This window comes from Oceanobacillus longus, from assembly GCF_042650085.1.
Lineage (GTDB): Bacteria > Bacillota > Bacilli > Bacillales > Amphibacillaceae > Oceanobacillus > Oceanobacillus longus.
The window spans coordinates 218,798-241,790 of record NZ_JBHSAO010000008.1; the positions used below are offsets into that span (position 1 = coordinate 218,798).

Sequence of the window (22,993 nt, forward strand, 5' to 3'; positions counted from 1 at the left end):
ATTACTTTATTAAAAAAAATGAAAATAAGAAAGATGATTTGTGTTTTTACACAAATCACCTTTCCTGCATGTTTTCAATCATAAAATCCAGGTAGATGTTTATTTTTTGATTCGGATCTTTTAAATCAAGATCTGAAACTTCTCTGATTCGTTTCAAACGATAATTCATCGTATTAGGATGAATTATTATCTCTTTTGCAGCTTTATAAACATTACAATCACATTGTAAGTACAAGTTTAGTGTATGTACAAGGGATGTCTGATTATTCTTGTCATAAGTCCTTAATTTTTCTACATATTTATTCTGATAATGATTCGTCTTCCGAATCTCAACCAATTCATCAATAAATTGATAAACACCAAGATCTTCATATAGAAAAGTTTCTTCTAGCTCTTTTGAAAACCTTTCTTTTAAATCCAGAACCTGTAAAGCCTGTTTATAGCTATCTTTAATATTACGCGTTGTTTCATAGATTGATCCAGCTGAACCATTAACAGTTTGAAGCTTTAGTTGTTTACTGATTCTATGAATAAATTGATTGATAAAATCAACTAACATATAGGAGGGGTCCTCCTCTTTAACATGACGGACAAGCATAATAAATTCCTTGTCATCAAATATACGAGAAACGACTTGAACTTGCATTTGGGTTTCCGCTAAATAGAAGGCATGCTTTTCCAGTTGCTCTGTTACCTCATCGGCAAATCTTATTACAACAATGGCAAGTTTCCCCTCCAGCTGAATGTTAAATTGTTTGGATTGACGATTTATTTCGTTCGTATCATGAATGTCTCCAGTTAATAACTTCCAGAAAAAATCGTTATATTGCTCCTTTGATTTTCTATTGCGATTATGACGCTTCATGAAAAGTTTCTTAACCTGCTTAGCTACTTCCTTTAGAAATTGCAGTTCCTCATCACTTAATGTTTTATCCCCGGTATGAGCCCATATAAACCCATATATTTCATTTTTTTCCCTAATCGATACGGCCACACGATTCCCAAGCCCGATTTCTGCAATTTGCGGGATAATGACAGGTTCATCACTATCAATTAGTTTCGGCATGACGCCTTTTTTCCAAAGACCGTTTATAACTTTATCCGGTACTTTCCGATTCATGATGGTAGCTATTCTGGCTTCATCAATATTTTCCTTATGTTTGCTGTATGATACAATATGATGATTGGAATCTTCTATTGTAATTGGACATTCGAAAATTTCACCAATTCGATCTGCTAATTGATCTGTAGATTTAAATACTTCATTTAGATGTTTTAATAATTCTGGATCGTTTGGTACATTATTCATGCAAGCTCTTCCTCCAATTATGGCAATATCTATTTAGATGTTTCATACAAATTTCTCCAAAAAACGGGAACATTTGAGCAAATAAACAAACATTCTACTTTCTATTTTATTATATACACAAATAAATTTCACGTATAACCTGTTAAACTTAGAAATTATAAAAACCTAGGGGGAAGTATGATGGGAAAAGTAATAAGAATTGGAAGCGCTTTTACAGGTGTGATTGTAGGTGCAGGATTCGCTTCCGGACAGGAAGTGCTACAATATTTTACAAGCTTCGGCTTAATGGGGACGGTAGGTGCTATTCTTGCAACCGCCCTATTTGCATATATTGGAATGATACTGGTATGGCTAGGAAGCCGTACACAAACGACATCCCATAAAGATGTTATTTACGATATTAGTGGTCCTTTTCTTGGGAAGATTATTGATTATATTCTTATCTTTACCTTGTTTGGAGTTGGGGTTGTAATGATAGCCGGGGCAGGTTCAAACCTCAACCAACAATTTGGTATACCATACATTGTTGGATCAAGTATGATGACGATTTTAGTTCTTGTGATTGGTATGCTAAATGTGAATCGCGTCGTATCGATTATTGGAAGCATTACACCTTTTCTTATAATATTTGTAATTATTCTATCTGTCTATAGTTTTCTGACCGTTGATGGATCAATTACAGCTTTAGATAGCTTAGCAAAAGAGCAGCCAACCACTTTACCGAATTGGTTTATTTCAAGTGTTAACTATGTTTCCTTTAATACAGCAGTTGGGGCATCCATGGCACTGGTTATGGGTGGTGCCGAAACCAATAGAAAAACAGCGGCATTAGGAGGATTGGCTGGAGGCCTATGTATTGGTATTCTTATTTTAGTCAGTCACCTTGCCATTTTTTCTAAGATCGATGCAATTGAAGGTATGGACATGCCGATGCTCGCTATCGTTAATAATATCTCCCCTATATTGGGTATACTGATGTCAATAGTTCTTTTCGGCATGATTTTCAATACAGCAATAAGCATGTTTTTCTCATTTGCAGCACGTTTTACAGTTGTAGATACACCCAAATTTAAAATGTTTTTCTTTATTACAATGATTGTGGGATTTGCAGCAAGCTTTGCTGGATTCACGGATCTTGTCAGCTATTTTTATCCACTTATCGGATATCTTGGTCTTGTTCTAATTGGCGTATTAATTATTGCACCATTTAGAATGAAGAAGATAGAACAAGCGAGGGCAAATCATCATTCACAAGAAGGGTTATAGTTTGTTCGGAAGCGAATCCGCATTATTTGTATAAACGATCGTATAGAATTACAATAAAGTGAGTTATTATCAAAAGGGTACATTCTTTTCAAACCAAGATACATTGTAATTTGATTAACAATCAGCATACTTTACATCGTGTTTAAAATAAGAAAAGGGACCTTTTTGAATGTAAACCAATAAATTCTAAAAAGGATGAAACGTGTTGATATGGGATGTACTTAACTTTATCGGTACCATTGCATTTGCGATAAGTGGTGCTATTATTGCGATGGAGGAGGATTATGACATATTAGGTTTTTATGTGCTGGGGTTTACTACGGCATTTGGTGGCGGCACGTTTCGTAATCTATTAATTGGCATTCCAGTAGAAGATATTTGGACCCAGAATTATTTATTCGTTGTTGCCTTTTTAACAATTACTCTAATCTTTTTAATACCTGGTCGCTTGTTAAGTTATTGGAATAAATGGGGAATCTTTTTTGATGCGATTGGCTTAGCTGCCTTTGCCATTCAAGGTGCTTTATATGCTGTTCAAGCTGGTGTTCCGTTAAGTGGGGTAATTGCCGCAGCTACTCTGACTGGTTCAGGTGGAGGAATCTTACGGGATGTTTTCGCGGGAAGAAAGCCCATGATTTTCCGTGCAGAGATTTATGCGCTATGGGCCGCACTGGGTGGATTAGCGATTGGTCTCGGTTTAATCAACGGAGCTTGGGCGATCGGTGTTCTTTTCATTTCAATTGTTACATTAAGGATGTTATCGGTACGCTATAAATGGAGATTGCCCAGGCATTCAACAACGACTTAATGTGGTGCCACGATTATCTAGATTATCTGGTGATTTAAATAGGGATTAAAACTCCTGAAGCGGATAAAATTATTAAAAAAGATAAGCAAACATCAAACTCAGTTTATGGAGTTTGATGTTTGCATTTCAAAAAAATTTATATAAAATAATAAAAACTCACTATTACTAGCAATGAAAAAGGCTATTGATACTACCTGGAACCATGATTTCTAAATGTGCCTTCCTATTATGTTATTTATCCATATCTAAATAACTGCAAACAACATGACCCACTGATTTAGCCGCAACAAGAATCGCATCTTCATCAATATCAAATTTAGGGTGATGATTGAAATAAGGTTCTTCTACTCCCTCTGGCGTACAACCAATATAAAAATAAGAACCAGGAACTTTCTCCAGGTAGTAGGCAAAATCATCAGATGGTGCCATTTTAGGAAATTCTGTTACTTCTTTAATATCTTTATCCTCAATTGCGTTCAAGGTATCCGCCACAAATGAAGTTAATTCAGGATCATTATACAATGGTGGATAGTCAGGTTCATACGTAAGTTCACAAGTGACACCGAATAATTCTTCGGTTCCCTTAACAATCCGATGAATTTCTTTGTCAATAACATCCTTTGTTTCCTCATTTGAATAGCGTATATCCCCTTCGAGCTCGATACTATCTTTAATAACATTAAACGTTCCTTTACCATCAAATGAACCAATAGTCACTACACCTGCATTAAACGGATCCACTCTGCGACTAACAATAGTTTGTACATTTGTCACAAAATAGGCTCCTGCAACAATCGCATCGTTTGCTTTGTGCGGAGAGGAACCATGTCCTCCACTTGCTTGTAATCGAAGTTTAAAATATGCTCGACCATTAAACGAATATCCACTATGATAACCAACAGTACCAGCAGGAGCCAATGGTAAAACATGAATACCAAAGATGGCATTTACATCATCCAGAAATCCTTCTTCTACAATACTCTTCGCTCCACCAGGTGGTACTTCTTCTGCATGTTGGTGGATAATTTTAACCGCACCATGAATGTTATCTTTTAATTGGATAAGACAATCAGCTAAAACTAGAAGATAAGCTGTATGAGCATCATGACCACAAGCATGCATAATACCTTCATTTTTTGACTTAAACGGTACCTCTGCCTCCTCTTTTATAGGAAGCGCATCAAAGTCAGCCCGAAGAGCAACCGTTTTACCTTGATTCCCCCCTTTTATAGTTACAACAATTCCGTATCCATTTCCTGCGTTCGTTACAATTTCGACATCTTTATCTTTATAAAAATCGGCGATATAGTTTGCTGTTTTTTCTTCTTTAAAAGAAAGCTCCGGATTCTCATGTAAGTAACGGCGAATCTCAATCATTTCATCTTCTCGTTCTTCAAGCATATTCATTAATTTATCTATCATCATAGTAAATCTCCTTTCAAAACTGAGTAGGCACGATACCCGGGTGAACCTGCCTACTTACTCACTTATTATTTTTCATCCACTGTATTTGGAACAAGTACAAGGATAGAAATCAGGGAAAGAGCAGCAAATATAACATTTGTAGTAATCCCAGCTACCGCAGAAATATGAACAGAACTTATTGTTGTGACTGTACTATACACGGAAACTGAAATGGCAATACCAAAAGCATTTCCTAAAGAACTTGCCATTTTATATATTCCAGAAGCTTCCCCGATTTTATCATCAGGAGCTGCAGAGACAGCTGTATCGGTCGATGGCGTAGCATACATACCAAGACCTAAACCAAATAAGATAAATCCAACAAATACAATAATCGTGTAAATGAGATCAGGCAAAAAAGTTAACGCCATCATGGCAACCCCGATTAGCGTTATTAATGATCCCCAGACCATCGGTTTTTTTGCACCGGTTCGTTGCATGAGCTTTTCACCAACACGAATCATGGAAAGAACAGCTGCTAAATAACCAAGTGAGAGTAAACCGGATTGAAATGGACTAAAACCCCGACCGACTTGTACATACGTATTAGCAACAATTAGCGTACCTGCGACAGCATTCAATAAGAAATTAGATACCGTCGCACCTGTATAGGCTTTATTTTTAAATAGCTCAAAATCGATGAGCGCATTTCTTTTTCTACCCTCATAGTAAATAAATACTATGACACCAACGATAGAAACAACAGCTAAAATAATCGTAGGTAAACTCGTCCATCCCAGTTCTGAACCTTGGGTAACAAAAATATTAATTGCAAGCATCGTAACGATAAAGATTCCCAACCCACCATAATCAAATCGGAATTTCCCAGTTGATTTGGCTTTACTTTCAGGGACATCCCTGATGAGCCACATGGCAAGCAAAGCGAAAATGATGGAAAAAATAAATATCCATCTCCATCCCATATACGTAGCAATAGTACCACCAGCAAACGAAGTAATCCCTGAACCGCCCCATGAACCGATGGACCAATAACTAATTGCCCGCTGTCTTTCTGGGCCTTCAAAATAAGCTTTCATTAACGCAATCGTAGCGGGCATAATACATGCAGCAGATAAACCTTGCAATACCCGTCCAATAATTAATAATACAGATCCTTGTGCCAGCACTAGTAACAAGGAACCAATCACACTCAACACTAAACCAACATAGGTGATTTTCTTCCTTCCTATCCTGTCTGCCATCCCACCTGCAACCACAATAAACATACCCGAAAACAGGGAAGTTAAGCTAATTGCAATATTCAAAGTTCCTAATTCAACACCCAAATCCGCTTGAACTGCTGGAACAATATTTACCATTGCTTGGGCAAATAACCAAAATGTAATAACACCAAATACAATACCAAAAATCATTTTATCCGTACCTTTATAGTTTGTTGCTTCCATACCATAATCCTCCTAAGTTCCTAATTCGACGTTACGTAATTTAAAAAAAATTCAAGTACATATTACTAAAGTGCACATGTTTTAAAAAATTATTAAAAATCCCTATAACTAAATTTAATTTTTTTAATCCGTTTGGTGAACTTTAAAAATAGTGTGAAGGAGTGAAAATAAGAATGGTTGAGCAAGAGGATTTTTAATCGTCTCATTTTATTGATGTTAAAACTTAACGAGGTAAAAGTGGCACTTATGTAGAATAAATTTAAATTTGCGAAAAGGTATACGGAACTTGAGTTAACGCTTATAATTATAAAGTTGTGATTTTTCTATAGGAGCGTATAAATAGATGCTTAAATCTTATGCTTGGTTAACTTTTTGTGTAATCGTATGGGGTAGTAATTTTGTATTTGGAAAGATTTTAGTTCAATATTTCTCCCCAAGTCTATTAACATCACTGAGACTTTTCTTTATTGTGTTATTTTTACTTGGATTATCAACTTATAAAAAACATTTTAAACGGTTAAATAAAACCGATTTACTTGCTATTTCCATTCTGGGGGTTATTGGTGTATTTATAAATCAATGGTCTTTTTTTGTAGGACTACAAACAGCAGATCCAACAACATCTGCATTAATTCTAGCAACAACTCCCATTTTAACCGGATTCTTAGCGGCCCTTTTCTTAAAAGAGAGATTATCGATTCGCATGGTTTTAGGGTCTTTTATAGCGATACTAGGTATTTATTTTGTAGTAGCTAAAGGGAGTTTATCTTCTTTAGACATGGACAAGGGTCTTCTCTGGATTGTTGTAACGATGGTAACTTTCGCTATCATGATTATTATGACAAAAGTGCTCTCCCAAAGAGTTGATCCACTTACTATTACCTTATATTCGAATATTGTAGGGTTTATTGTTTCAGTCCCCTTTGTTTTTATATTAGATAATCCTTTACGGATAAGTATGGATATTCCTGATTGGGTTTTTCTAATTACAACGGCAATTGTTGTACACGGTATAGCTACACTTATTTGGAATAAGAATATTCGGTATGTCAACGCTTCGAATGCATCGATATTATCTAATTTAGAACCTTTTGTTGCAATGATTATGGGATTGATCTTATTGTACAAGCCGATTACAGGTGTAGAGATAGTCGGGTCCTTTTTTATTGTGGGAGGCGTTATTCTATCCACTTACCAACGTAAGAACCATTCACTCGAATAAAAGCTGGTGAAAAGAAACCGTGTTTAATCCAAACTTGCAACTGAAATTCCTTGCTTTATGATTTAAAGTTTGTATATAATAAATTAAATTCATATTTATAGCGATGATAAAGATAGAGTACAATTACCCACTGATTTTAAGAGAGCTTGTGGTTGGTGAAAACAAGCATCAAGGTAAATTGGAATTGGACTTTCGAGCTTATTTATAAAGTGATCTTACATTTTATGTAAGATAATTAGGGTGGCACCGCGGTTCATTCGTCCCTTGCGATGGGAGAAGAGTGGGCTTTTTTTAATGTAGAAATAAAAATGGAGTGATAAAAAATGGAAACAATTTTCTCAGGAATTCAGCCGAGCGGAACTTTAACACTTGGTAATTACCTTGGAGCAATCCAGCAGTTTGTGGAATTACAAAACGATAATGACTGTTATTTCTGTATTGTGGATGAACATGCAATTACCGTACCACAGGAACGATTGAAATTGAGAAGTAATATTCGTTCCCTTGCAGCATTATATATTGCTTCAGGAATCGATCCTGAAACCTCAACGCTTTTTGTACAATCTGAAGTACCTGCACATACCCAACTGGGGTGGATGTTGCAATCAATCAGCTATATCGGTGAATTGGAACGTATGACACAGTATAAGGATAAATCTGCAGGGAAAGAAGCTATTTCCTCTGCATTATTAACCTATCCGTCTCTCATGGCTGCAGATATCCTACTTTATAATACAAATATCGTACCTGTTGGTGATGATCAAAAACAACATCTTGAGCTGACAAGAGATTTGGCCGGGCGCTTTAATAACCGTTTTAATGATATTTTTACCATTCCCGATATTCGTATTCCAAAAGTTGGAGCGCGTATCATGTCTTTACAGGAACCTATGAAGAAGATGAGTAAATCCGATGAAAATGAAAAAGGCTTTATTTCCATGCTTGACGAACCAAAGAAAATTGAGAAAAAAATCAAAAGCGCAGTTACTGATTCAGAAGGAATTGTTAAATATGATAAAGAAAATAAGCCTGGTGTTTCCAACCTGCTTACCATTTATTCTAGCTGCACCGGGGAGTCGATAAAATCCTTGGAAGCTAAATATGAAGGGAAAGGTTACGGCGATTTTAAACAAGGCGTAGCAAATGCTGTAATTGAAACGTTGAAACCAATTCAAGACAGGTACGCTGAATTAATTAACTCCGTAAAATTGGATGATATTTTAGATCAAGGTGCAGAGAAAGCATCCTTTACAGCGAATAAAACTGTTGCGAAGGCAAAAAAAGCAATGGGACTTGGAAGAGTAAAAAAATAATCGTAAAAAAGTTGCCCAGGCATAGAGCCCGGGCAACTTTTTTGTTGTGGAATTTGCTTGGACATGTGAACTTCAGCATTTTGTTTGTGAACTTCAGCTTTTTTGGTGTGAACTTCGGCACTTTTCCTGTGAATTTCAGCATCTTTCTTGTGAACTTCAGCACTCTCCACCAAAACCACAGTATCTCAAGCACAATTATTGAAATAAAATGTTGCCTGGCTATTTCTGATTCGAAGTATTGGGCTCCGGTCCTAATTCCGCTTCCCACATTTTTTCCAGGAATTGCTGGCCACGTATGAGTTTTGCACATAGCTCCTCATGTGACGGACTCCAGCCTTCTTTCACGCCATTATACAATGTTTCCCATACCCGATTTTCATCCATGTAACGGATTGCTGGATACTGTTTCGGGTCCCATTCAGTCAGCCAGTAACGCAATTCTTCTCTGTTATTCGTAGTCTTCAATTGATCAAGCCCAATCATGAGCAATTGCTTCAACTGCCTTTCCTTTCTTGTAAGTCCATAGACAAATTCTGGAGGCATTGATAGCATATGGTATTCCTTTTCATAGTCACTGTCATCAAATTTAAAAGATTGCGGTTTCGTGTTATCAATCATGTCGAAAACAAGCTGTTCTTGGCGTGGGATTAATCTGCTTTTGCGAATTGGGATGGAATATCCAATTGTGTCTATCGCTAGAATATCATTACCATCCGTAACAATACATGCATATTCTACAACAGACCTTTTCTGTCCCTTACGTGTGTAGGCCCGTTTATAGATCGAATCAAGTAAAGCTTTCGGTAGATCATGCATATCGTTCTCAATGTAGTTGTACAGTGTCTCTGTTATGTATAGTAAAGGTACTTGATCCATTAGCTCAATGCTGTCCTCTTTCCTCCATTCATGGAAATGACAGACACTATAGCCGTTCTCCTCTCCTTCAAACCAGTTCACCCAAACATCGTGCAAATATAACATAAACAACCCTCACTTTTCATTTTCCGATTTAGAATACATTATAGCCATCACGGAGAAAAATATTCGAGAAGTTGCATTAAAATTAATTCGGATAACGATACAATAGAACACCCATAATCAAAACCCCTAGAGGAAGAAAATAGCATTCTATTCTTCCACTTATAAAAAGAAAATAATCCGCCCACGATAATCCAGCAGGTAGGAAATTCATATATGCGATAATCGTCACTCCACCTGTAACAGCTAGTCCAAATCCCAGTAAAAAGAAAAATACATATCCCATTAGAATCCCCTCACCGCTTGTCCATTTTATTTATATAGTATGCTGTGCTTTTGGAAAGAAGACCTGATTTTGGGTGGGTGCATGGTTATTACTTTGACAGCAACATGAAAAAAAGCTGTCCAGCATTATGCTGAAACAGCTTCTTCTATTAGTTGTATTTTTTAAACACAAGTGCGACATTATGACCACCAAAGCCGAGTGAATTACTTACGACAACGTTCACTTCTTGTTTTCTTGCTTCGTTTGGTACATAATCCAAATCACAATTCGGATCAGGAGTTTCATAATTTGTAGTAGCTGGAATAATTCCATCTGTAATGGCTTTAACGGAAATTACTGCTTCGATACCGCCTGCTGCTCCAAGTAGATGTCCTGTCATTGATTTTGTAGATGAGACGGCGAGCTTTTTGGCATGATTACCGAAAACGGTTTTAATTGCCGCTGTTTCATATTTATCATTCAGCTCTGTACTTGTTCCATGTGCATTAATATAGTCTACTTCCTCTGGTTCGATTCCTGCATCTCTAAGGGCATGCTGCATCGCGCGTGCCGCTCCTTCACCATTTTCAGCTGGAGCAGTAATATGATAAGCATCACCAGTTGCTCCGTAACCAGCTATTTCGCCATAAATATGTGCACCGCGTTCCAGTGCTGAATCCAATGATTCAAGAATAAGAATTCCTGCACCTTCACCCATGACAAATCCATCACGGTTTTCATCAAATGGCCGGCTTGCTTTACTTGGATCCTGATTCGTTGACAATGCTTTTGCCGACGAGAACCCTGCAAAGGCCATATCGGATATTGGTGCTTCGGTTCCTCCAGCAATTATATAATCAACATCACCGCGCTCGACTGCTTTGTATGCATCTCCAATTGAATTGGCACCAGATGCGCAGGCTGTTACGGAACATGAATTAATCCCTTTTGCACCTGTTTGAATGGAAACTTGCCCAGCTGCCATATCCGGTATCATCATTGGTACAAAAAACGGACTAACTCTCTTAGGGCCTTTTTCCAGCAATTTAGTATGCTGTTCTTCCCATGTCTTCATTCCACCAATTCCTGAGCCAATCCAAACACCTACTCGATGTGCATTGCTGTCATCAATCGTAAGCTTTGCATCTTCTATAGCCATTTTAGATGCTGCTACCGCATATTGGGTAAAGGGATCCATTTTGCGTGCATCTTTTTTATCCATAAAGGTTGTAGGATCAAAATCTTTCACCTCAGCAGCTACCTTCGCAGGATAATTATCTTTATTAACTTTCGTCACAAAATCAATGCCTGATTTTCCAGCCAGGAGATTCTCCCACAAGGTATTTACATCATTACCTAATGGTGTTATTGCACCTAGCCCTGTAATTACTACCCTTCTTTGTTCCATTTGATCTTCCTCCTTCCGTGGTTATCTTATCTACCCCATCTTATTGCAACTGCGCCCCATGTTAAGCCGCCGCCAAACCCTACCAATACGATTAAATCATTATCTTTTATTTTACCTTCTTTTACCGACTCTGACAAAGCCATCGGAATGGATGCAGAAGAGTTGTTACCGTACTTTTTGATCGTAGTAGCCATTTTTTCTTCTGAGATTCCCAGACGCTGACGTGCTGCATCCATAATTCTTATATTTGCCTGATGTGGAACAAGATAGTCTACATCTTCTTTACTTAATCCCAATTCCTCCACAACATTCACCGTGGACTCAGGCATTTGTCTAACCGCAAATTTATACACTTCACGGCCATTCATAACAAGCTTATCGTCTTCATTCTGGTATAACTCCTTGCCTCCAGCACCGTTTGCACCAAGTTCAAAAGATAGGATGCCCTTACCTTCTGAAACTTCCCCTACAACAGCAGCACCTGCACCATCACCAAGGAGAACACAAGTACCTCTATCTTCCCAGTTTGTTATTTTGGAGAGCTTTTCTGTACCGACGACAAGAATTTTTTTATATGCTTTCGTTTCGATGAATTGTTTGGCAGTAATCAGTCCATACATAAATCCTGAACATGCTGCACTTATATCCATTGCTGCAGCTTTAGTTGCACCAAGGCGATCCTGTATCATACACGCTACGGATGGAAATGGCGTATCCGGTGTTACGGTTGCGACTAATATTAAATCGATATCGGCAGCATCCACATCGGCTTCCTCAAGTGCACCGAGAGCTGCATGATATGCCATATCTGATGAATCAATATCATCCGAAGCTAATCTTCTTTCCTCAATACCTGTTCTTGTTCTAATCCATTCATCATTCGTGTCTACTATTTTTTCCATGTCTTTATTTGTAACTACGTTCGTCGGAAGGTAGTGACCTGTACCTAATATCCCAGCATTCATATTGACAGCTCCCTTATATACAAATAATTATTATCAATTATTATGACTTGGTACTAATTTTAATGGAAATCATCACAATAAGCAAGATAAATAGGATATTTTCATTCCGTTTTTCACTCTTCATTGGGCAACAACCCTGTTTCCGTATAATCTTCAATATGTTCCATCATCTCTTCCTGAAATGCCTCAGGAACACGATCATTAAATTCACCAAGTGAAATAACGTCATCCTGAAAATCAAATGACAACACGGCCCCATTTAAATGAAAATTATTAAATTCAGTAGCTGTATATTCGTACAGCTTGTCCACATGTTGTATCGTACTTGTTAAAACAGTATCAGGCGCTAGTTCCAACTGGTCACCTACAAAACCGATAGCATACAGACTATCTTCTTCTGCCATCTTAATAATATCTTCACTGAAGGAGTCACCGATAGGATAGAATACATCCACACCCTCCTGTTTCATATTTCCATACATCGTTCGTGCTGTTTCCGTATCGTTCCAAGCACTAAGAAAGTTCATCTCAATCTGAGCGGTTGGATTTTGATACTTAACCCCTTCATAAAATCCTTCAATCTCCGGTTGCCAGGAATATGCGCCAATAATGCCAACTTGATTCGATTCCGTCATTTTCCCCGCAACCATACCACCGAAAAATCCCATTGCATGTGAATTAAAGTTTAAACTCGTTACATTATCAGCTGCATTTCCGCCATTAAAGTAGACAAATTGAACGTCAGGATAAGATTCAGCGATTTCCATAAAATAGCTGCCATACATATTGCTGTGACCAAAGATAAGATTAACGCCATCCTGAACGAATTCAGCAACCGTATTGTTTATCTCTTCTTCCGTATCGATATCTTCTTCATAGTAAACTTGTACATCAAACTCTTTTTCTATTTTAAGCAAGCCATCGTATCCTTTTTTATTCCATGCATTGTCATCAATGGAAGTGTCAACCAGCAAGCCTACATTTTGAATTTGACCCGTTTCAAAATAAGAGCAACCAGAAAGAATAGTTATTAATGCTACAGATATTAAAACGATCGTTATCTTTTTCAAGGTAAACACTCCATTTCGCATAAACGAATAGTCAATATCTATTGTACCTGTATATGATTTATTTGGTAAACGATTTACATCACAATAGGAATGTCTTTTCTAACGTTTTTTAAACAAAACATAATGTTCAATGACAGTCTTCACATGATCTCTATTAGGTGTATTGTCACGGAGATAAATATTTTTATCAAGTTTAGTGTTTACTTCCCTCTTATGATTGCTAGAATAAATATGCAATTCTGATGGTAGATTGGGTACCTTCATCCATTGCAAAAGTCCTTTTGTAAAGTTTTGCACATATAAGGAACTTTCTTTAAATTTCTCAGAAGTAAAAGGAATGAACTCATTCTTATGAAAGATCCCTTTTTCATTCATCGGCATCCATTCCCCAAAAAGCAATGGCGCCTTTATTGTTGTACAACTCGTCGCATGATTCACTGATCTCTGTTCCTTTTTATCTGGATTAATAACAAATAATTTCTCTATCTTCTGTTTAATTTTTCCATCATAATCTCCTGCGATAATTCCAATATTATATTTCTTTTCCTTGTCTGCTGGAATCATTGTAAAGGAACTGTTCCTCCCAAAAAACATCGTCAGGTCTTCATCTGGCTCATCATTTCTATCCGAATGCACGATTCCATCTACCTTATAACCCTGTTCAAGTAGCTTGTTTACAATATGGTAACCAAGCCAATCATCACAGTTCACAACTAATACAGGCATTAACCGTTCCTCCTTTAAAACAATCCTTTTATTTTTAATTAAAATTTGATAAAATATATGAGATATGAAGATGAATTACATTCTAACTAAAAAATCATGTTATAATTATATTCAAATGTACATGTTCCATTTCTTTATGATTTGGACAACCTACAACAGAATCAAAAGGTGAGGTGTTTGGTATGCATTACATAATGACAATTGTATGGGCAGTTTTTATATCCTTAGCATCAAGCTTTGTTTTAACAAGTATGGCCGGAGAGCCTTTCGTATTGTTTGAAGCATTGATACTTGCTGCTATTTTATCAGTAGCTGCATTTATTATAGGCGATGTTATATTGAAAGTGGAAAAGGAATAATCGTAGTAAAACCCTTGCCTTTAAGCAAAGATGGCAAGGGTTTTCTATTTTTAATACCAGGGTAATATGCTTAATGCTGTTAATGCCGCCAAGGGGAGAATAAATCTCCGGAACCTTCTTCGTGGACGACCGTAACCGGGATAACCGTATCCCGGATAACCATAACCTGGGTATCCATAACCAAATGTTCTGCTATCATCAGCCTGATGGTGAGATTGTTGAGCATCTTCTATTGGTACAGCAAAATAAACGTATTCATCATCCAACCCTGTTATAATTCCATCAAATTGCGTTCCATCTGTCGTTTGTGCAAGAACATAGGAATGCATATGGTTTTTGCAAAGGTCATACATATGTTTAGTATCATTATTCATTTCATCATCCTCCTCACCTTCAGCCTATTCAGTAGCCTATGGAGTCGTGACTTGGATTTAGTGAAAAATTAGAGGTTTCCATCCCAACGTTAAGATGGGATTGGTAGAAGAAATTAAGGAGAGAGTACAATGGATTTTATAACAAATATTTGGACAATCATTCAATACTTTATATTAGGATTAGTTCAGGGCGTAACGGAACCTATACCAATTTCTTCCAGCGGTCATATTATGATTTTCAGACAGCTTTTCGGGATTGAAACACCAGGTTTATCTTTTGAAATCTTTGTCAATTTTGCTTCCTTATTGGCAATACTAATTATTTTTAGAGAAGACATTATCCGATTGATAAAAAACGGATGGCTCTACATCACCAAAAAAGATGAAGCTGCAAAGAGTGATTTTCGCTTTATTATATACTTGGTCGTTGCAACCATTCCCGTCGGCGTTATAGGAGTACTGTTTGGAGATGCAATTGCCGAATTAATCAACGCAAATGCAATGAATGTCGTTGGTGTTACATTACTAATAACAGCAGCTGCTGTATGGATGATTCGTAATCTTCGTGGAAAGAAAAATGACGGCGATCTAACAAGGAAAGACGCGATAATTGTTGGATTCGCACAGGCCATTGCTGTCACTCCAGGTATTAGTCGTTCCGGTGCAACGATTGTTGCATCTATGCTCGTCGGGATGAGACAGGAAACAGCATTACGCTTCTCTTTCCTGCTTTATATTCCAGTTAGCCTTGGAACGTCCATTCTTGAAATACCGAATATTATTCAAGACCCAACATTCAGTACGTTATGGATTCCTTACGTCGTTGCGTTCATCACAGCATTTATCGCATCTTACTTTGCACTAAAATGGTTCATGAATGTTATGGCAAAAGGAAACCTAAGATACTTTTCCTATTATTGTATTGTTGTTGGCTTATTAGTAATTTTCTTCTTGTAAAATAAAATAGAGGCTGCTTTTAGAACGTAGCCTCTTTTTATCGTTTGCGTGCGGGTGCTGAAGTCGTGAACTTCAGCTTTTCACCTCCCTGCTTAACACAATACAAAAAAAAAATTTCCTTGGAGGATTATAACCTTCCAAGGAAATTCTTCATTCATTCATCAATCCGGGATTCCTAAAGCGATTTTCGCGTAGCGGGACATCATTTCTTTGCCCCATGGTGGACTCCAGACGATAATTACGTTTGTTTCTTTAACTTCGGGAATATCAGCAAGTGCGTGTTTGATATCCGCTTCAATGTGAGCAGATAATGGGCATCCCATTGCTGTAAGAGTCATTGTAACATCACAGACACCATCATCATTTAGTTCTACGTCATATATTAAACCTAGATTAACAATATCAATTCCTAATTCAGGGTCAATAACATTTTCAATGGCTCCCATTAAATTTTCTTTTAATGCTTCATCCATATTATTTACCTCCTATACATTTCCTACTTCTATTTAAACATAAATTTAACTATTATTAAATAATTTAAATCCATTTTACATACCTTATATAAGAAGAATTCACTACTCTGTACTTTTTATAAATGCTTTTCAAACCATTTTACTGTTTCAAGTATAGCATAACGGCTCACTTTATGGTCTGTATTTGCTTCTTTGATAAAATCTATATTTTCTTTATTTGTATAATGTTTGACTGCTTCATCGTAAAATGTATAGGAATGATCAAATGGAACAACTGAATCGCTTTCTCCATGCCAGAATAACAAAGGTCGATCATTCAGCTTTTCTGGTTGCTTGGACAAATCCATCTTTTCCAGTCGCTCGTACATGCTTTCAATCATTTCATCTGTAACAGGTAGATTACCGACTTTTTTGAAGCTTTCAACAAGTGTTTTGGCAAATGTTGTGATTTTTGGAGAGCCCATCAGGATTGCTGCTGTTTTGATCCATGGGTACTGTGTTAAGGCTGCAGAAGTTGTAATACCACCCATACTTGTCCCTGCTATTCCAAACCGCCCATCCTGAAGTAAATTACGTTCATCGAGATATGTTTTTATTACTTGGAGTTCTTCCACATTTAGCATGACAATTTCCCAAAAGGAGATTTGTTTTTTTAGTGCTGAAACATCAGGCTCTCTTTCTCCATGGTACCTACTGTCCGGTAAAATAACTCGATAACCTTTTTCAGCAAGTAAGTATGCCAGTGGGAGATTATGTTCTTTAGCACTCGTAAAGCCGTGGAAATATGTAACAACTGGTAATGCTTCATTCTCTTTTTGTGCATCGACGATAATTAAACTTGGAATTGAATTTATTGTTTCTTTATATACTCCAATCATTCAAGTATTCCTCTCCTTTTGTAGAAATGTTACTTCTATTTTAAATGTATTCCCGTATCCCTGCAAACATTGTAAATAATAAATTACTTTACATATCCTGTAATAATTAATAAACTATTCACATATGAGGTGAATTTATGAATAATAAAAAACATTTAATTGCATTAGATCTTGACGGCACGCTTTTAACAGATAAGAAAGAAATTAGTATACGTACAAAACAAACGATTCGTACAGCGATGGCTGAAGGACATGTTGTAGTCATCGCAACAGGAAGACCGCATCGAGCAAGTATCAATTACTATAACGAGCTTGAAATGACTACCCCAATGGTCAACTTCAATGGCGCATTAATTCATCATCCAAAAGACAGAACGTGGGATTTTGCGATGCATACTCCAATGCCTATTAAGACAGCCCATACCATTATTGATGCCTGTTATGAGCTGGATGTTAAAAATATATTGGCTGAAGTTATGGATGATATTTACCTCGATAACTTTAATCAAGAAATTATCGATATATTTCAGGAAACACAAAAAGACTCACCATACATTATTGGAAACCTGAAAGATAAATTAAACGAGGATCCAACATCTGTGCTCATTCATCCAAAAGAGGAGCATATTCAGCAATTGCGAAGCCATTTAAATGATTATCATGCTGAAATTATTGAACATCGTAAATGGGGCGCACCGTGGAATATCATAGAAATCATAAAAAAGGGTATGAACAAAGCGGTAGGCCTTCAAAAAATTGCTGATTATTATAATATTCCCAAGGAGAGAGTAATCGCTTTTGGAGATGAAGATAATGATTTGGAAATGATTGATTATGCTGGTGTTGGTGTAGCGATGGGAAATGCAATCAGCGAATTAAAGTCCATTTCAAAGCACCAAACCCTTACGAATCAAGAAGACGGTATCAGTATTTTCTTAGAGAATTATTTAAAGATCAAGACAAAAACGGTATAATCACCAGTTGTTACCTGTTTTATAAAATTGAATATGGACCATACTATCAGTGAGCGTATAACACACGTTCACTTTTTTGTTTTACTTCAGCACCTGTTTAAGTATGTAAGACTTATTCTCCAGGGAGGTTTTCGTCTTGGGCAAGCGAAGTAAATCGAAACGTTTTAGTTATCAAGGAGCAGAAGCTGTTAAAAAACACGCAGAAGTATTCACCTACCGCTCCACGTTATCCGAAGCAGAACGCAAAAATGAACAAGCTGACCATACTACTGGAGGAGGATTTTAATTGGAAAACAATCTATTTCAACGCGCAAGAAACGCGGTAACGAATATGATGAACATGCAAAACGGTGGCCAAGGGCAAGGGCAAGCACAAGCCAGCCCCCAAGATCAACAGGCAGCACAGAATGCAATTCAGGCTGCTTATCAGGACGCAACACCTGAAGAGCGCCAGGAATTACAACAACTTGAACAGCAGTTAAAACAGCATAATCAATTAAAATAACCTACCATGCTTTAAACGCGATCGCCAATTCATTTAAATAATGAAAAGGGTTTGCAAAAATTCCTCCCCAAATAAAGGGGAGGTTCTTTTTTGCTTTTTAAAAATACGCTTTTCTGATACTATTAAGGTAAGTATGATTAGGAGGGAAAAGCTATGGGAATTCGCGTGGAAGGTACACCAAACCCGAATGCAATGAAATTTACTACAGATAAATTAATTTTTGAGGGAACGAACAGTGTTTCCGTTATGCCAGGTAATACAAGTGATTATGAAATTTTAAATGATTTAATGAATCTGGAAGAAGTAGATAATGTTTTCGGATATCAAAATTTTATTACGGTAAACAAACAGTTTGACGCTGAATGGGACAATCTTAACCCAAAGGTCTTAGAAGTATTTGAAAAACACAATTATTAAGTCCATTTCGGTTCAAAATGGACTAATGTCCTAAACCTTGTATATTCTAACTGAAATAAAAAGACGACAGAGTTATCAATCATTCTGTCGTCTTTTTTGGTTAATCACCTAGATCCACCGGAATATAATTCGGGTTTACCATTTCGTTATTATTATCTTTGCCATATAACGTTATGATTGGCGGATCTTCACTAACTACAGCAGATTCCGGAATTGTCTCATTAATTTCAAATGCACCCCAATCCCCTGTTGATGCATCCAACGGTATGCTTTTTTCATCAAGCAAACGTTCTTCGCCTTGGTCAATAACGTAAAAAAATTCGTTCACAATGCCGCTTGCCTCACCAGTTAAAACAAATTCATAACTATCTACTTTTACATCTATGTTCTGAAACCTAACCGAAGCACCGTCTTCTGTCAAAACATTGTCTGACTTAGTAGATGAATTATCTTCATTTCCACAAGCAACAAGCATGAATACTGATGCCAAAATCATAAAATATTTCAAATCATTTTCTCTCCTTATCAATCACGTCTAAAGAATCCATATACGCCTGCAGTTTCTACAATATTAGTAAAAGCATTTGGATCTACTTCGGCAATTATTTTTTCGAGATCATACAGTTCATATCGTGTGATTACCAGATACATTAGACTTTTATCTGCTTTTGTGTAAGCTCCCTTTGCTGGAAGAATTGTTATTCCACGAACCAAATTATCATGAATTGCCTTTTGTAATTCATCGGCCTTAAGGGTTACAATCATCGCAGTGACTTTCTCGTGACGAGTATGAAGCGCATCAATTACTCTGGTGGAAACGTATAGCGTTAACATGGTGTATAATGCATTTTCAGGCTCATACAAGAGTCCTGCAAATAAGATAATACCAGCATTCATAATTAAAAAGTAATTTCCTATTGGTTTATCATTAAGTCTTGATAATATCATCGCGACAATGTCCATACCGCCAGTAGATGCCCCATTTTTTAATGTGATTCCAACTGCGACCCCAGCGATGACACCACCAAATACAGCATTCAACATAATATCACTAGAGAGGTCAATGATAGGAATGAATTGCAGAAATAATGAAGTGGAAAATACGGAAATGATGCTATAAATTGTAAAACCCTTCCCTACCTTATACCAACCTATTAATAAAACAGGAACATTGAGTAATAAGAGTAAAATTCCTGTACTGACATTAAATCCTATAAAATCATTGAATATACTGGATAAAAGTTGTGCAGCTCCAGTAAATCCACTGGCATATACATTCGCCCCAATAAGGAAAAAGTTCAAGGAAAGTGCATTTAATAGTGCCCCAAAAATAACTATAATTACCCGTTTTGCTTCCATCATAAACATGGAGATACCTCCTTTTAGATTGCATTTTAATAATTCAAATTATTAGTTCTTTGACTAAAATTCTAAATAGCTTTAAACTAGAGTAAATGAAATTAAATCAGAATGTAGGTGGAAAAATGTCTATTAAAATTCTAGCTGATAGTGCAAGTGATTTGTCAAAGAAATATTATAACGAATTTAACATTGAAATGATACCATTAACTGTTCAACTGGATGGTAAAGAATATGAAGATGGCCAAACAATTAATCCAAAAACAGTTTATAACTCCATGAGAGACGGTAAATCACCAAAAACATCTCAAGTCTCAGCGAGTATATTTAAAGCAGTATTTACGAAATATGCTAAAGCAAAAGAGCCGCTCGTATATATTGCGTTTTCCTCCGAGCTATCGGGTACCTATCAGACCGCTAAAATGATGGAGTTAGAAGTAAAAGAAGATTATCCTGATGCTCCCATCCATATTATCGATACAAAATGCGCATCAATCGGTTGTGGTTTAGTAGCTATCCATGCAGCAAAACTTGCACAAAGTGGTGCTTCTCTTGATGAAATTATCGATGCTGCTAAATATCAGGCTGAACATATGGAACATATATTCACAGTTGATGATTTAGAATACTTATACCGCGGTGGCCGTGTTAGTAAAACGGCAGCATTTGTCGGTACTTTACTTAAAATTAAACCGTTACTGCATGTCGATAATGGAAAACTAATTCCTCTTGAAAAAATTCGTGGCTCGAAAAAAGTTCTTCATCGTATGTTGGAAGTTATGCAAGAACGCGGAACAGACTTTCAAAACCAGACAATTGGTATCAGTCATGGTGACGACTTGGAAAAGGCTGAACTTCTGGCTACCATGATCAGTGACAAATTTGGCGTTGATAAGGATAATATTGTCATAGACATGGTTGGTGCTGCCGTCGGTTCTCATGCAGGTCCTGGAACCATTGCATTATTCTTCTCCAATAAACCAGTTAAATAAATAGGTTAATCCTGTCCCCATTTTCATACGGGACAGGATTCTTTCATAGTTTAACAAACTGTCGAAAGGTTAGCCACTCTTCCCCATCGAAAAATATCCTTGTTCCCTCAAATGTTAGCAAGGTAATGATTAGAAACATTCTAAGTTTAACCGAGTTACTCGTTGAACTTATTTTATTGGTGCGAAAGTGGCGTTATTATAAAAATAATTGCATGAATGATTATCCCACCTCATATAGTTGTATATATAGCTACGCTAAACTTAAGATGGGGGTTTTCTATGCTTAATCAACTCTTGAATGACTTTGAAATGGAGCACAAATTTGCACCGCACACCATTGACAATTTATTGGATTACTATCAAAAGAAATATATAAACGGAGAAATCGATATTAAAACATATCATGACATATATAGCTGTCTTCATGAAAAAGGTGCCGTTTCCGCACACGAAATTAAAAGTCCTGAATAAGGGCTTTTTTTATTTGAATCTTCTCCATGATTGAATTTCTGTATTTCGGGTACATTGTAATTAAAACAATTACTCAAGGAGGTCATCTCATGGGAATGGAAAAATCAAATGGTAAAGTAACACCCCCAGCTCAAGTACAGAACAAACAACCGGGCATAGAAACAAAAATGAATCCTGAACCTAAATATATTCGTAAAAACTATAAAGGCAGTGAAAAGCTAAAAAATAAAGTCGCCATCATCACCGGTGGAGACAGCGGAATTGGAAGATCGGTAAGTATTCACTTTGCCAAAGAAGGTGCAGATATTGCGATCATTTACCTTGATGAACATGAAGATGCACAAGATACCAAAAGACTTGTAGAAAATGAAGACAGAAAATGTCTTTTAATAAATGGAGATATTGGAAATCAATCTTTCTGTGAAGCTGCAGTTACGGAAGTGCTTGATACGTATGGTAAGGTCGATATTCTGGTAAATAATGCTGGCGAGCAGCATCCACAGGACAGCTTCATGGATATTACAAGTGATCAATTGGAAAAAACGTTCCGTACAAATATTTTTAGTATGTTTTATTTAACGAAGGCTGTGTTGCCAAACCTGAAAGATGGAAGCAGCATTATCAATACTTCTTCGATTACTGCATATAAAGGCAACCCTTCTTTGATTGATTATTCATCAACAAAAGGTGCGATCACATCCTTTACGAGAGCCCTTTCCGGCGAACTTGCTGAAAAAGGAATCCGAGTAAATGGGGTTGCCCCAGGCCCAATTTGGACTCCATTAATCCCAGCTTCTTTCGATAAGGAAAAAGTCGATCAATTTGGGGGAGATTCTCCAATGAAACGTCCAGGACAACCACAGGAACTAGGACCGGCATATGTTTATCTTGCCAGTGAGGATTCTAGCTATGTTACTGGTCAAATGATACATGTTAATGGCGGTACTGTCGTTAATGGCTAGGAACTCAAATTTCGCACTATTAAAGTAAGTTCGAACAATTAACTGGGTAAAACTTAGAATGTTTCTGATAAT

27 protein-coding genes and 1 other annotated feature are annotated in these 22,993 nt (G+C 36.8%); of the genes, 13 read left to right on the forward strand and 14 right to left on the reverse strand.

Annotation, left to right across the window (positions count from 1 at the left end):
* Nucleotides 1-55: 55 nt before the first annotated feature.
* Complete coding sequence (locus ACFOUV_RS11735) at nucleotides 56-1,309, reverse strand: PucR family transcriptional regulator (RefSeq protein WP_379496959.1); 1,254 nt, start codon at nucleotides 1,307-1,309, stop codon at nucleotides 56-58.
* Nucleotides 1,310-1,489: 180 nt separating this feature from the next.
* On the opposite strand from ACFOUV_RS11735, the gene ACFOUV_RS11740 reads away from it, so the two are divergent.
* A complete protein-coding gene (locus ACFOUV_RS11740; protein WP_379496960.1) occupies nucleotides 1,490-2,575 on the forward strand; it encodes a YkvI family membrane protein in 1,086 nt (361 codons plus the stop codon).
* A 205-nt stretch (nucleotides 2,576-2,780) separates the two neighbouring features.
* Nucleotides 2,781-3,383, forward strand: a complete 603-nt coding sequence (locus tag ACFOUV_RS11745; protein ID WP_379496961.1) for a trimeric intracellular cation channel family protein — start codon at nucleotides 2,781-2,783, stop codon at nucleotides 3,381-3,383.
* Between the two features lie 231 nt (nucleotides 3,384-3,614).
* On the opposite strand, the gene ACFOUV_RS11750 is transcribed toward ACFOUV_RS11745, so the two are convergent.
* On the reverse strand, nucleotides 3,615-4,805 hold the full coding sequence (locus ACFOUV_RS11750; RefSeq protein ID WP_379497257.1) for an amidohydrolase: 1,191 nt from the start codon (nucleotides 4,803-4,805) through the stop codon (nucleotides 3,615-3,617).
* 68 nt (nucleotides 4,806-4,873) lie between these two features.
* Nucleotides 4,874-6,253: an MFS transporter gene (locus tag ACFOUV_RS11755; RefSeq protein WP_379496962.1), complete on the reverse strand. Its 1,380-nt coding sequence runs from the start codon at nucleotides 6,251-6,253 to the stop codon at nucleotides 4,874-4,876.
* A 343-nt stretch (nucleotides 6,254-6,596) separates the two neighbouring features.
* On the opposite strand from ACFOUV_RS11755, the gene ACFOUV_RS11760 reads away from it, so the two are divergent.
* Nucleotides 6,597-7,475: a DMT family transporter gene (locus ACFOUV_RS11760; protein ID WP_379496963.1), complete on the forward strand. Its 879-nt coding sequence runs from the start codon at nucleotides 6,597-6,599 to the stop codon at nucleotides 7,473-7,475.
* Nucleotides 7,476-7,569: 94 nt separating this feature from the next.
* Nucleotides 7,570-7,743 (forward strand) — a binding site (T-box leader).
* 55 nt (nucleotides 7,744-7,798) lie between these two features.
* Nucleotides 7,799-8,788: a tryptophan--tRNA ligase gene (trpS, locus tag ACFOUV_RS11765; protein ID WP_379496964.1), complete on the forward strand. Its 990-nt coding sequence runs from the start codon at nucleotides 7,799-7,801 to the stop codon at nucleotides 8,786-8,788.
* Between the two features lie 219 nt (nucleotides 8,789-9,007).
* On the opposite strand, the gene ACFOUV_RS11770 is transcribed toward trpS, so the two are convergent.
* From ACFOUV_RS11770 to ACFOUV_RS11795, 6 genes are all read right to left on the reverse strand, one after another.
* Nucleotides 9,008-9,769, reverse strand: a complete 762-nt coding sequence (locus ACFOUV_RS11770; protein WP_379496965.1) for a YjbA family protein — start codon at nucleotides 9,767-9,769, stop codon at nucleotides 9,008-9,010.
* An 82-nt stretch (nucleotides 9,770-9,851) separates the two neighbouring features.
* A complete protein-coding gene (locus tag ACFOUV_RS11775; RefSeq protein ID WP_379496966.1) occupies nucleotides 9,852-10,052 on the reverse strand; it encodes a hypothetical protein in 201 nt (66 codons plus the stop codon).
* 148 nt (nucleotides 10,053-10,200) lie between these two features.
* A complete protein-coding gene (gene fabF, locus ACFOUV_RS11780) occupies nucleotides 10,201-11,439 on the reverse strand; it encodes a beta-ketoacyl-ACP synthase II (protein WP_379496967.1) in 1,239 nt (412 codons plus the stop codon).
* Nucleotides 11,440-11,465: 26 nt separating this feature from the next.
* Entirely contained in the window at nucleotides 11,466-12,404 is a 939-nt protein-coding gene (locus ACFOUV_RS11785; protein WP_379496968.1) for a beta-ketoacyl-ACP synthase III, read from the reverse strand.
* 113 nt (nucleotides 12,405-12,517) lie between these two features.
* On the reverse strand, nucleotides 12,518-13,483 hold the full coding sequence (locus ACFOUV_RS11790) for a BMP family ABC transporter substrate-binding protein (protein WP_379496969.1): 966 nt from the start codon (nucleotides 13,481-13,483) through the stop codon (nucleotides 12,518-12,520).
* A 90-nt stretch (nucleotides 13,484-13,573) separates the two neighbouring features.
* On the reverse strand, nucleotides 13,574-14,200 hold the full coding sequence (locus tag ACFOUV_RS11795; protein ID WP_379496970.1) for a hypothetical protein: 627 nt from the start codon (nucleotides 14,198-14,200) through the stop codon (nucleotides 13,574-13,576).
* A gap of 182 nt (nucleotides 14,201-14,382) precedes the next feature.
* Between ACFOUV_RS11795 and ACFOUV_RS11800 the strand changes: the two genes are divergently transcribed.
* Nucleotides 14,383-14,559, forward strand: coding sequence for a DUF2929 family protein (locus ACFOUV_RS11800; protein ID WP_379496971.1), 177 nt, complete (start codon nucleotides 14,383-14,385; stop codon nucleotides 14,557-14,559).
* A 50-nt stretch (nucleotides 14,560-14,609) separates the two neighbouring features.
* On the opposite strand, the gene ACFOUV_RS11805 is transcribed toward ACFOUV_RS11800, so the two are convergent.
* A complete protein-coding gene (locus tag ACFOUV_RS11805) occupies nucleotides 14,610-14,933 on the reverse strand; it encodes a hypothetical protein (RefSeq protein WP_379496972.1) in 324 nt (107 codons plus the stop codon).
* Nucleotides 14,934-15,071: 138 nt separating this feature from the next.
* On the opposite strand from ACFOUV_RS11805, the gene ACFOUV_RS11810 reads away from it, so the two are divergent.
* Nucleotides 15,072-15,890, forward strand: coding sequence for an undecaprenyl-diphosphate phosphatase (locus ACFOUV_RS11810; protein ID WP_379497258.1), 819 nt, complete (start codon nucleotides 15,072-15,074; stop codon nucleotides 15,888-15,890).
* A 161-nt stretch (nucleotides 15,891-16,051) separates the two neighbouring features.
* Here the strand turns inward: ACFOUV_RS11810 and ACFOUV_RS11815 are convergent, their stop codons facing one another.
* Both ACFOUV_RS11815 and ACFOUV_RS11820 read right to left on the reverse strand, forming a co-directional pair.
* Nucleotides 16,052-16,363, reverse strand: a complete 312-nt coding sequence (locus tag ACFOUV_RS11815) for a metal-sulfur cluster assembly factor (RefSeq protein WP_379496973.1) — start codon at nucleotides 16,361-16,363, stop codon at nucleotides 16,052-16,054.
* Between the two features lie 116 nt (nucleotides 16,364-16,479).
* The gene (locus tag ACFOUV_RS11820) at nucleotides 16,480-17,241 is read right to left on the reverse strand and encodes an alpha/beta fold hydrolase (protein WP_379496974.1); all 762 of its coding nucleotides are present in this window, start codon (nucleotides 17,239-17,241) and stop codon (nucleotides 16,480-16,482) included.
* A gap of 137 nt (nucleotides 17,242-17,378) precedes the next feature.
* Between ACFOUV_RS11820 and ACFOUV_RS11825 the strand changes: the two genes are divergently transcribed.
* The 4 genes from ACFOUV_RS11825 to ACFOUV_RS11840 all read left to right on the forward strand — a co-directional run bounded on the left by ACFOUV_RS11825 (nucleotide 17,379) and on the right by ACFOUV_RS11840 (nucleotide 19,137).
* Nucleotides 17,379-18,215, forward strand: a complete 837-nt coding sequence (locus tag ACFOUV_RS11825; protein WP_379496975.1) for an HAD family hydrolase — start codon at nucleotides 17,379-17,381, stop codon at nucleotides 18,213-18,215.
* Between the two features lie 136 nt (nucleotides 18,216-18,351).
* The gene (locus tag ACFOUV_RS11830) at nucleotides 18,352-18,501 is read left to right on the forward strand and encodes a hypothetical protein (RefSeq protein WP_379496976.1); all 150 of its coding nucleotides are present in this window, start codon (nucleotides 18,352-18,354) and stop codon (nucleotides 18,499-18,501) included.
* Nucleotides 18,502-18,720: a DUF3813 family protein gene (locus tag ACFOUV_RS11835; protein ID WP_379496977.1), complete on the forward strand. Its 219-nt coding sequence runs from the start codon at nucleotides 18,502-18,504 to the stop codon at nucleotides 18,718-18,720. It abuts the gene before it with no gap.
* 153 nt (nucleotides 18,721-18,873) lie between these two features.
* Complete coding sequence (locus ACFOUV_RS11840; protein ID WP_379496978.1) at nucleotides 18,874-19,137, forward strand: NifU N-terminal domain-containing protein; 264 nt, start codon at nucleotides 18,874-18,876, stop codon at nucleotides 19,135-19,137.
* Between the two features lie 100 nt (nucleotides 19,138-19,237).
* Here ACFOUV_RS11840 and ACFOUV_RS11845 read toward each other — a convergent pair whose 3' ends face one another.
* Both ACFOUV_RS11845 and ACFOUV_RS11850 read right to left on the reverse strand, forming a co-directional pair.
* Complete coding sequence (locus tag ACFOUV_RS11845) at nucleotides 19,238-19,645, reverse strand: hypothetical protein (RefSeq protein WP_379496979.1); 408 nt, start codon at nucleotides 19,643-19,645, stop codon at nucleotides 19,238-19,240.
* A 17-nt stretch (nucleotides 19,646-19,662) separates the two neighbouring features.
* A complete protein-coding gene (locus ACFOUV_RS11850) occupies nucleotides 19,663-20,505 on the reverse strand; it encodes a YitT family protein (RefSeq protein WP_379496980.1) in 843 nt (280 codons plus the stop codon).
* A 116-nt stretch (nucleotides 20,506-20,621) separates the two neighbouring features.
* On the opposite strand from ACFOUV_RS11850, the gene ACFOUV_RS11855 reads away from it, so the two are divergent.
* From ACFOUV_RS11855 to ACFOUV_RS11865, 3 genes are all read left to right on the forward strand, one after another.
* Nucleotides 20,622-21,488, forward strand: coding sequence for a DegV family protein (locus ACFOUV_RS11855; RefSeq protein WP_379496981.1), 867 nt, complete (start codon nucleotides 20,622-20,624; stop codon nucleotides 21,486-21,488).
* A gap of 279 nt (nucleotides 21,489-21,767) precedes the next feature.
* On the forward strand, nucleotides 21,768-21,959 hold the full coding sequence (gene yppF / locus ACFOUV_RS11860; protein WP_379496982.1) for a YppF family protein: 192 nt from the start codon (nucleotides 21,768-21,770) through the stop codon (nucleotides 21,957-21,959).
* An 89-nt stretch (nucleotides 21,960-22,048) separates the two neighbouring features.
* Complete coding sequence (locus ACFOUV_RS11865) at nucleotides 22,049-22,921, forward strand: SDR family oxidoreductase (protein ID WP_379496983.1); 873 nt, start codon at nucleotides 22,049-22,051, stop codon at nucleotides 22,919-22,921.
* Nucleotides 22,922-22,993: the final 72 nt, after the last annotated feature.

What these genes read in the sequence shown, in the direction of transcription:
- trpS (WP_379496964.1), top strand. Translation starts at nt 7,799, where the DNA reads ATGGAAACAATTTTCTCAGGAATTCAGCCGAGCGGAACTTTAACACTT.
- ACFOUV_RS11825 (WP_379496975.1), top strand. Translation starts at nt 17,379, where the DNA reads ATGAATAATAAAAAACATTTAATTGCATTAGATCTTGACGGCACGCTT.
- fabF (WP_379496967.1), bottom strand. Translation starts at nt 11,439, where the DNA reads ATGGAACAAAGAAGGGTAGTAATTACAGGGCTAGGTGCAATAACACCA.
- ACFOUV_RS11770 (WP_379496965.1), bottom strand. Translation starts at nt 9,769, where the DNA reads ATGTTATATTTGCACGATGTTTGGGTGAACTGGTTTGAAGGAGAGGAG.
- ACFOUV_RS11755 (WP_379496962.1), bottom strand. Translation starts at nt 6,253, where the DNA reads ATGGAAGCAACAAACTATAAAGGTACGGATAAAATGATTTTTGGTATT.
- ACFOUV_RS11760 (WP_379496963.1), top strand. Translation starts at nt 6,597, where the DNA reads ATGCTTAAATCTTATGCTTGGTTAACTTTTTGTGTAATCGTATGGGGT.
- ACFOUV_RS11840 (WP_379496978.1), top strand. Translation starts at nt 18,874, where the DNA reads ATGGGAATTCGCGTGGAAGGTACACCAAACCCGAATGCAATGAAATTT.
- ACFOUV_RS11775 (WP_379496966.1), bottom strand. Translation starts at nt 10,052, where the DNA reads ATGGGATATGTATTTTTCTTTTTACTGGGATTTGGACTAGCTGTTACA.
- ACFOUV_RS11735 (WP_379496959.1), bottom strand. Translation starts at nt 1,309, where the DNA reads ATGAATAATGTACCAAACGATCCAGAATTATTAAAACATCTAAATGAA.
- ACFOUV_RS11795 (WP_379496970.1), bottom strand. Translation starts at nt 14,200, where the DNA reads ATGCCTGTATTAGTTGTGAACTGTGATGATTGGCTTGGTTACCATATT.
- ACFOUV_RS11750 (WP_379497257.1), bottom strand. Translation starts at nt 4,805, where the DNA reads ATGATAGATAAATTAATGAATATGCTTGAAGAACGAGAAGATGAAATG.
- ACFOUV_RS11820 (WP_379496974.1), bottom strand. Translation starts at nt 17,241, where the DNA reads ATGATTGGAGTATATAAAGAAACAATAAATTCAATTCCAAGTTTAATT.
- ACFOUV_RS11805 (WP_379496972.1), bottom strand. Translation starts at nt 14,933, where the DNA reads ATGAATAATGATACTAAACATATGTATGACCTTTGCAAAAACCATATG.
- ACFOUV_RS11855 (WP_379496981.1), top strand. Translation starts at nt 20,622, where the DNA reads ATGTCTATTAAAATTCTAGCTGATAGTGCAAGTGATTTGTCAAAGAAA.
- yppF (WP_379496982.1), top strand. Translation starts at nt 21,768, where the DNA reads ATGCTTAATCAACTCTTGAATGACTTTGAAATGGAGCACAAATTTGCA.
- ACFOUV_RS11800 (WP_379496971.1), top strand. Translation starts at nt 14,383, where the DNA reads ATGCATTACATAATGACAATTGTATGGGCAGTTTTTATATCCTTAGCA.
- ACFOUV_RS11865 (WP_379496983.1), top strand. Translation starts at nt 22,049, where the DNA reads ATGGGAATGGAAAAATCAAATGGTAAAGTAACACCCCCAGCTCAAGTA.
- ACFOUV_RS11740 (WP_379496960.1), top strand. Translation starts at nt 1,490, where the DNA reads ATGGGAAAAGTAATAAGAATTGGAAGCGCTTTTACAGGTGTGATTGTA.
- ACFOUV_RS11850 (WP_379496980.1), bottom strand. Translation starts at nt 20,505, where the DNA reads ATGTTTATGATGGAAGCAAAACGGGTAATTATAGTTATTTTTGGGGCA.
- ACFOUV_RS11785 (WP_379496968.1), bottom strand. Translation starts at nt 12,404, where the DNA reads ATGAATGCTGGGATATTAGGTACAGGTCACTACCTTCCGACGAACGTA.
- ACFOUV_RS11815 (WP_379496973.1), bottom strand. Translation starts at nt 16,363, where the DNA reads ATGGATGAAGCATTAAAAGAAAATTTAATGGGAGCCATTGAAAATGTT.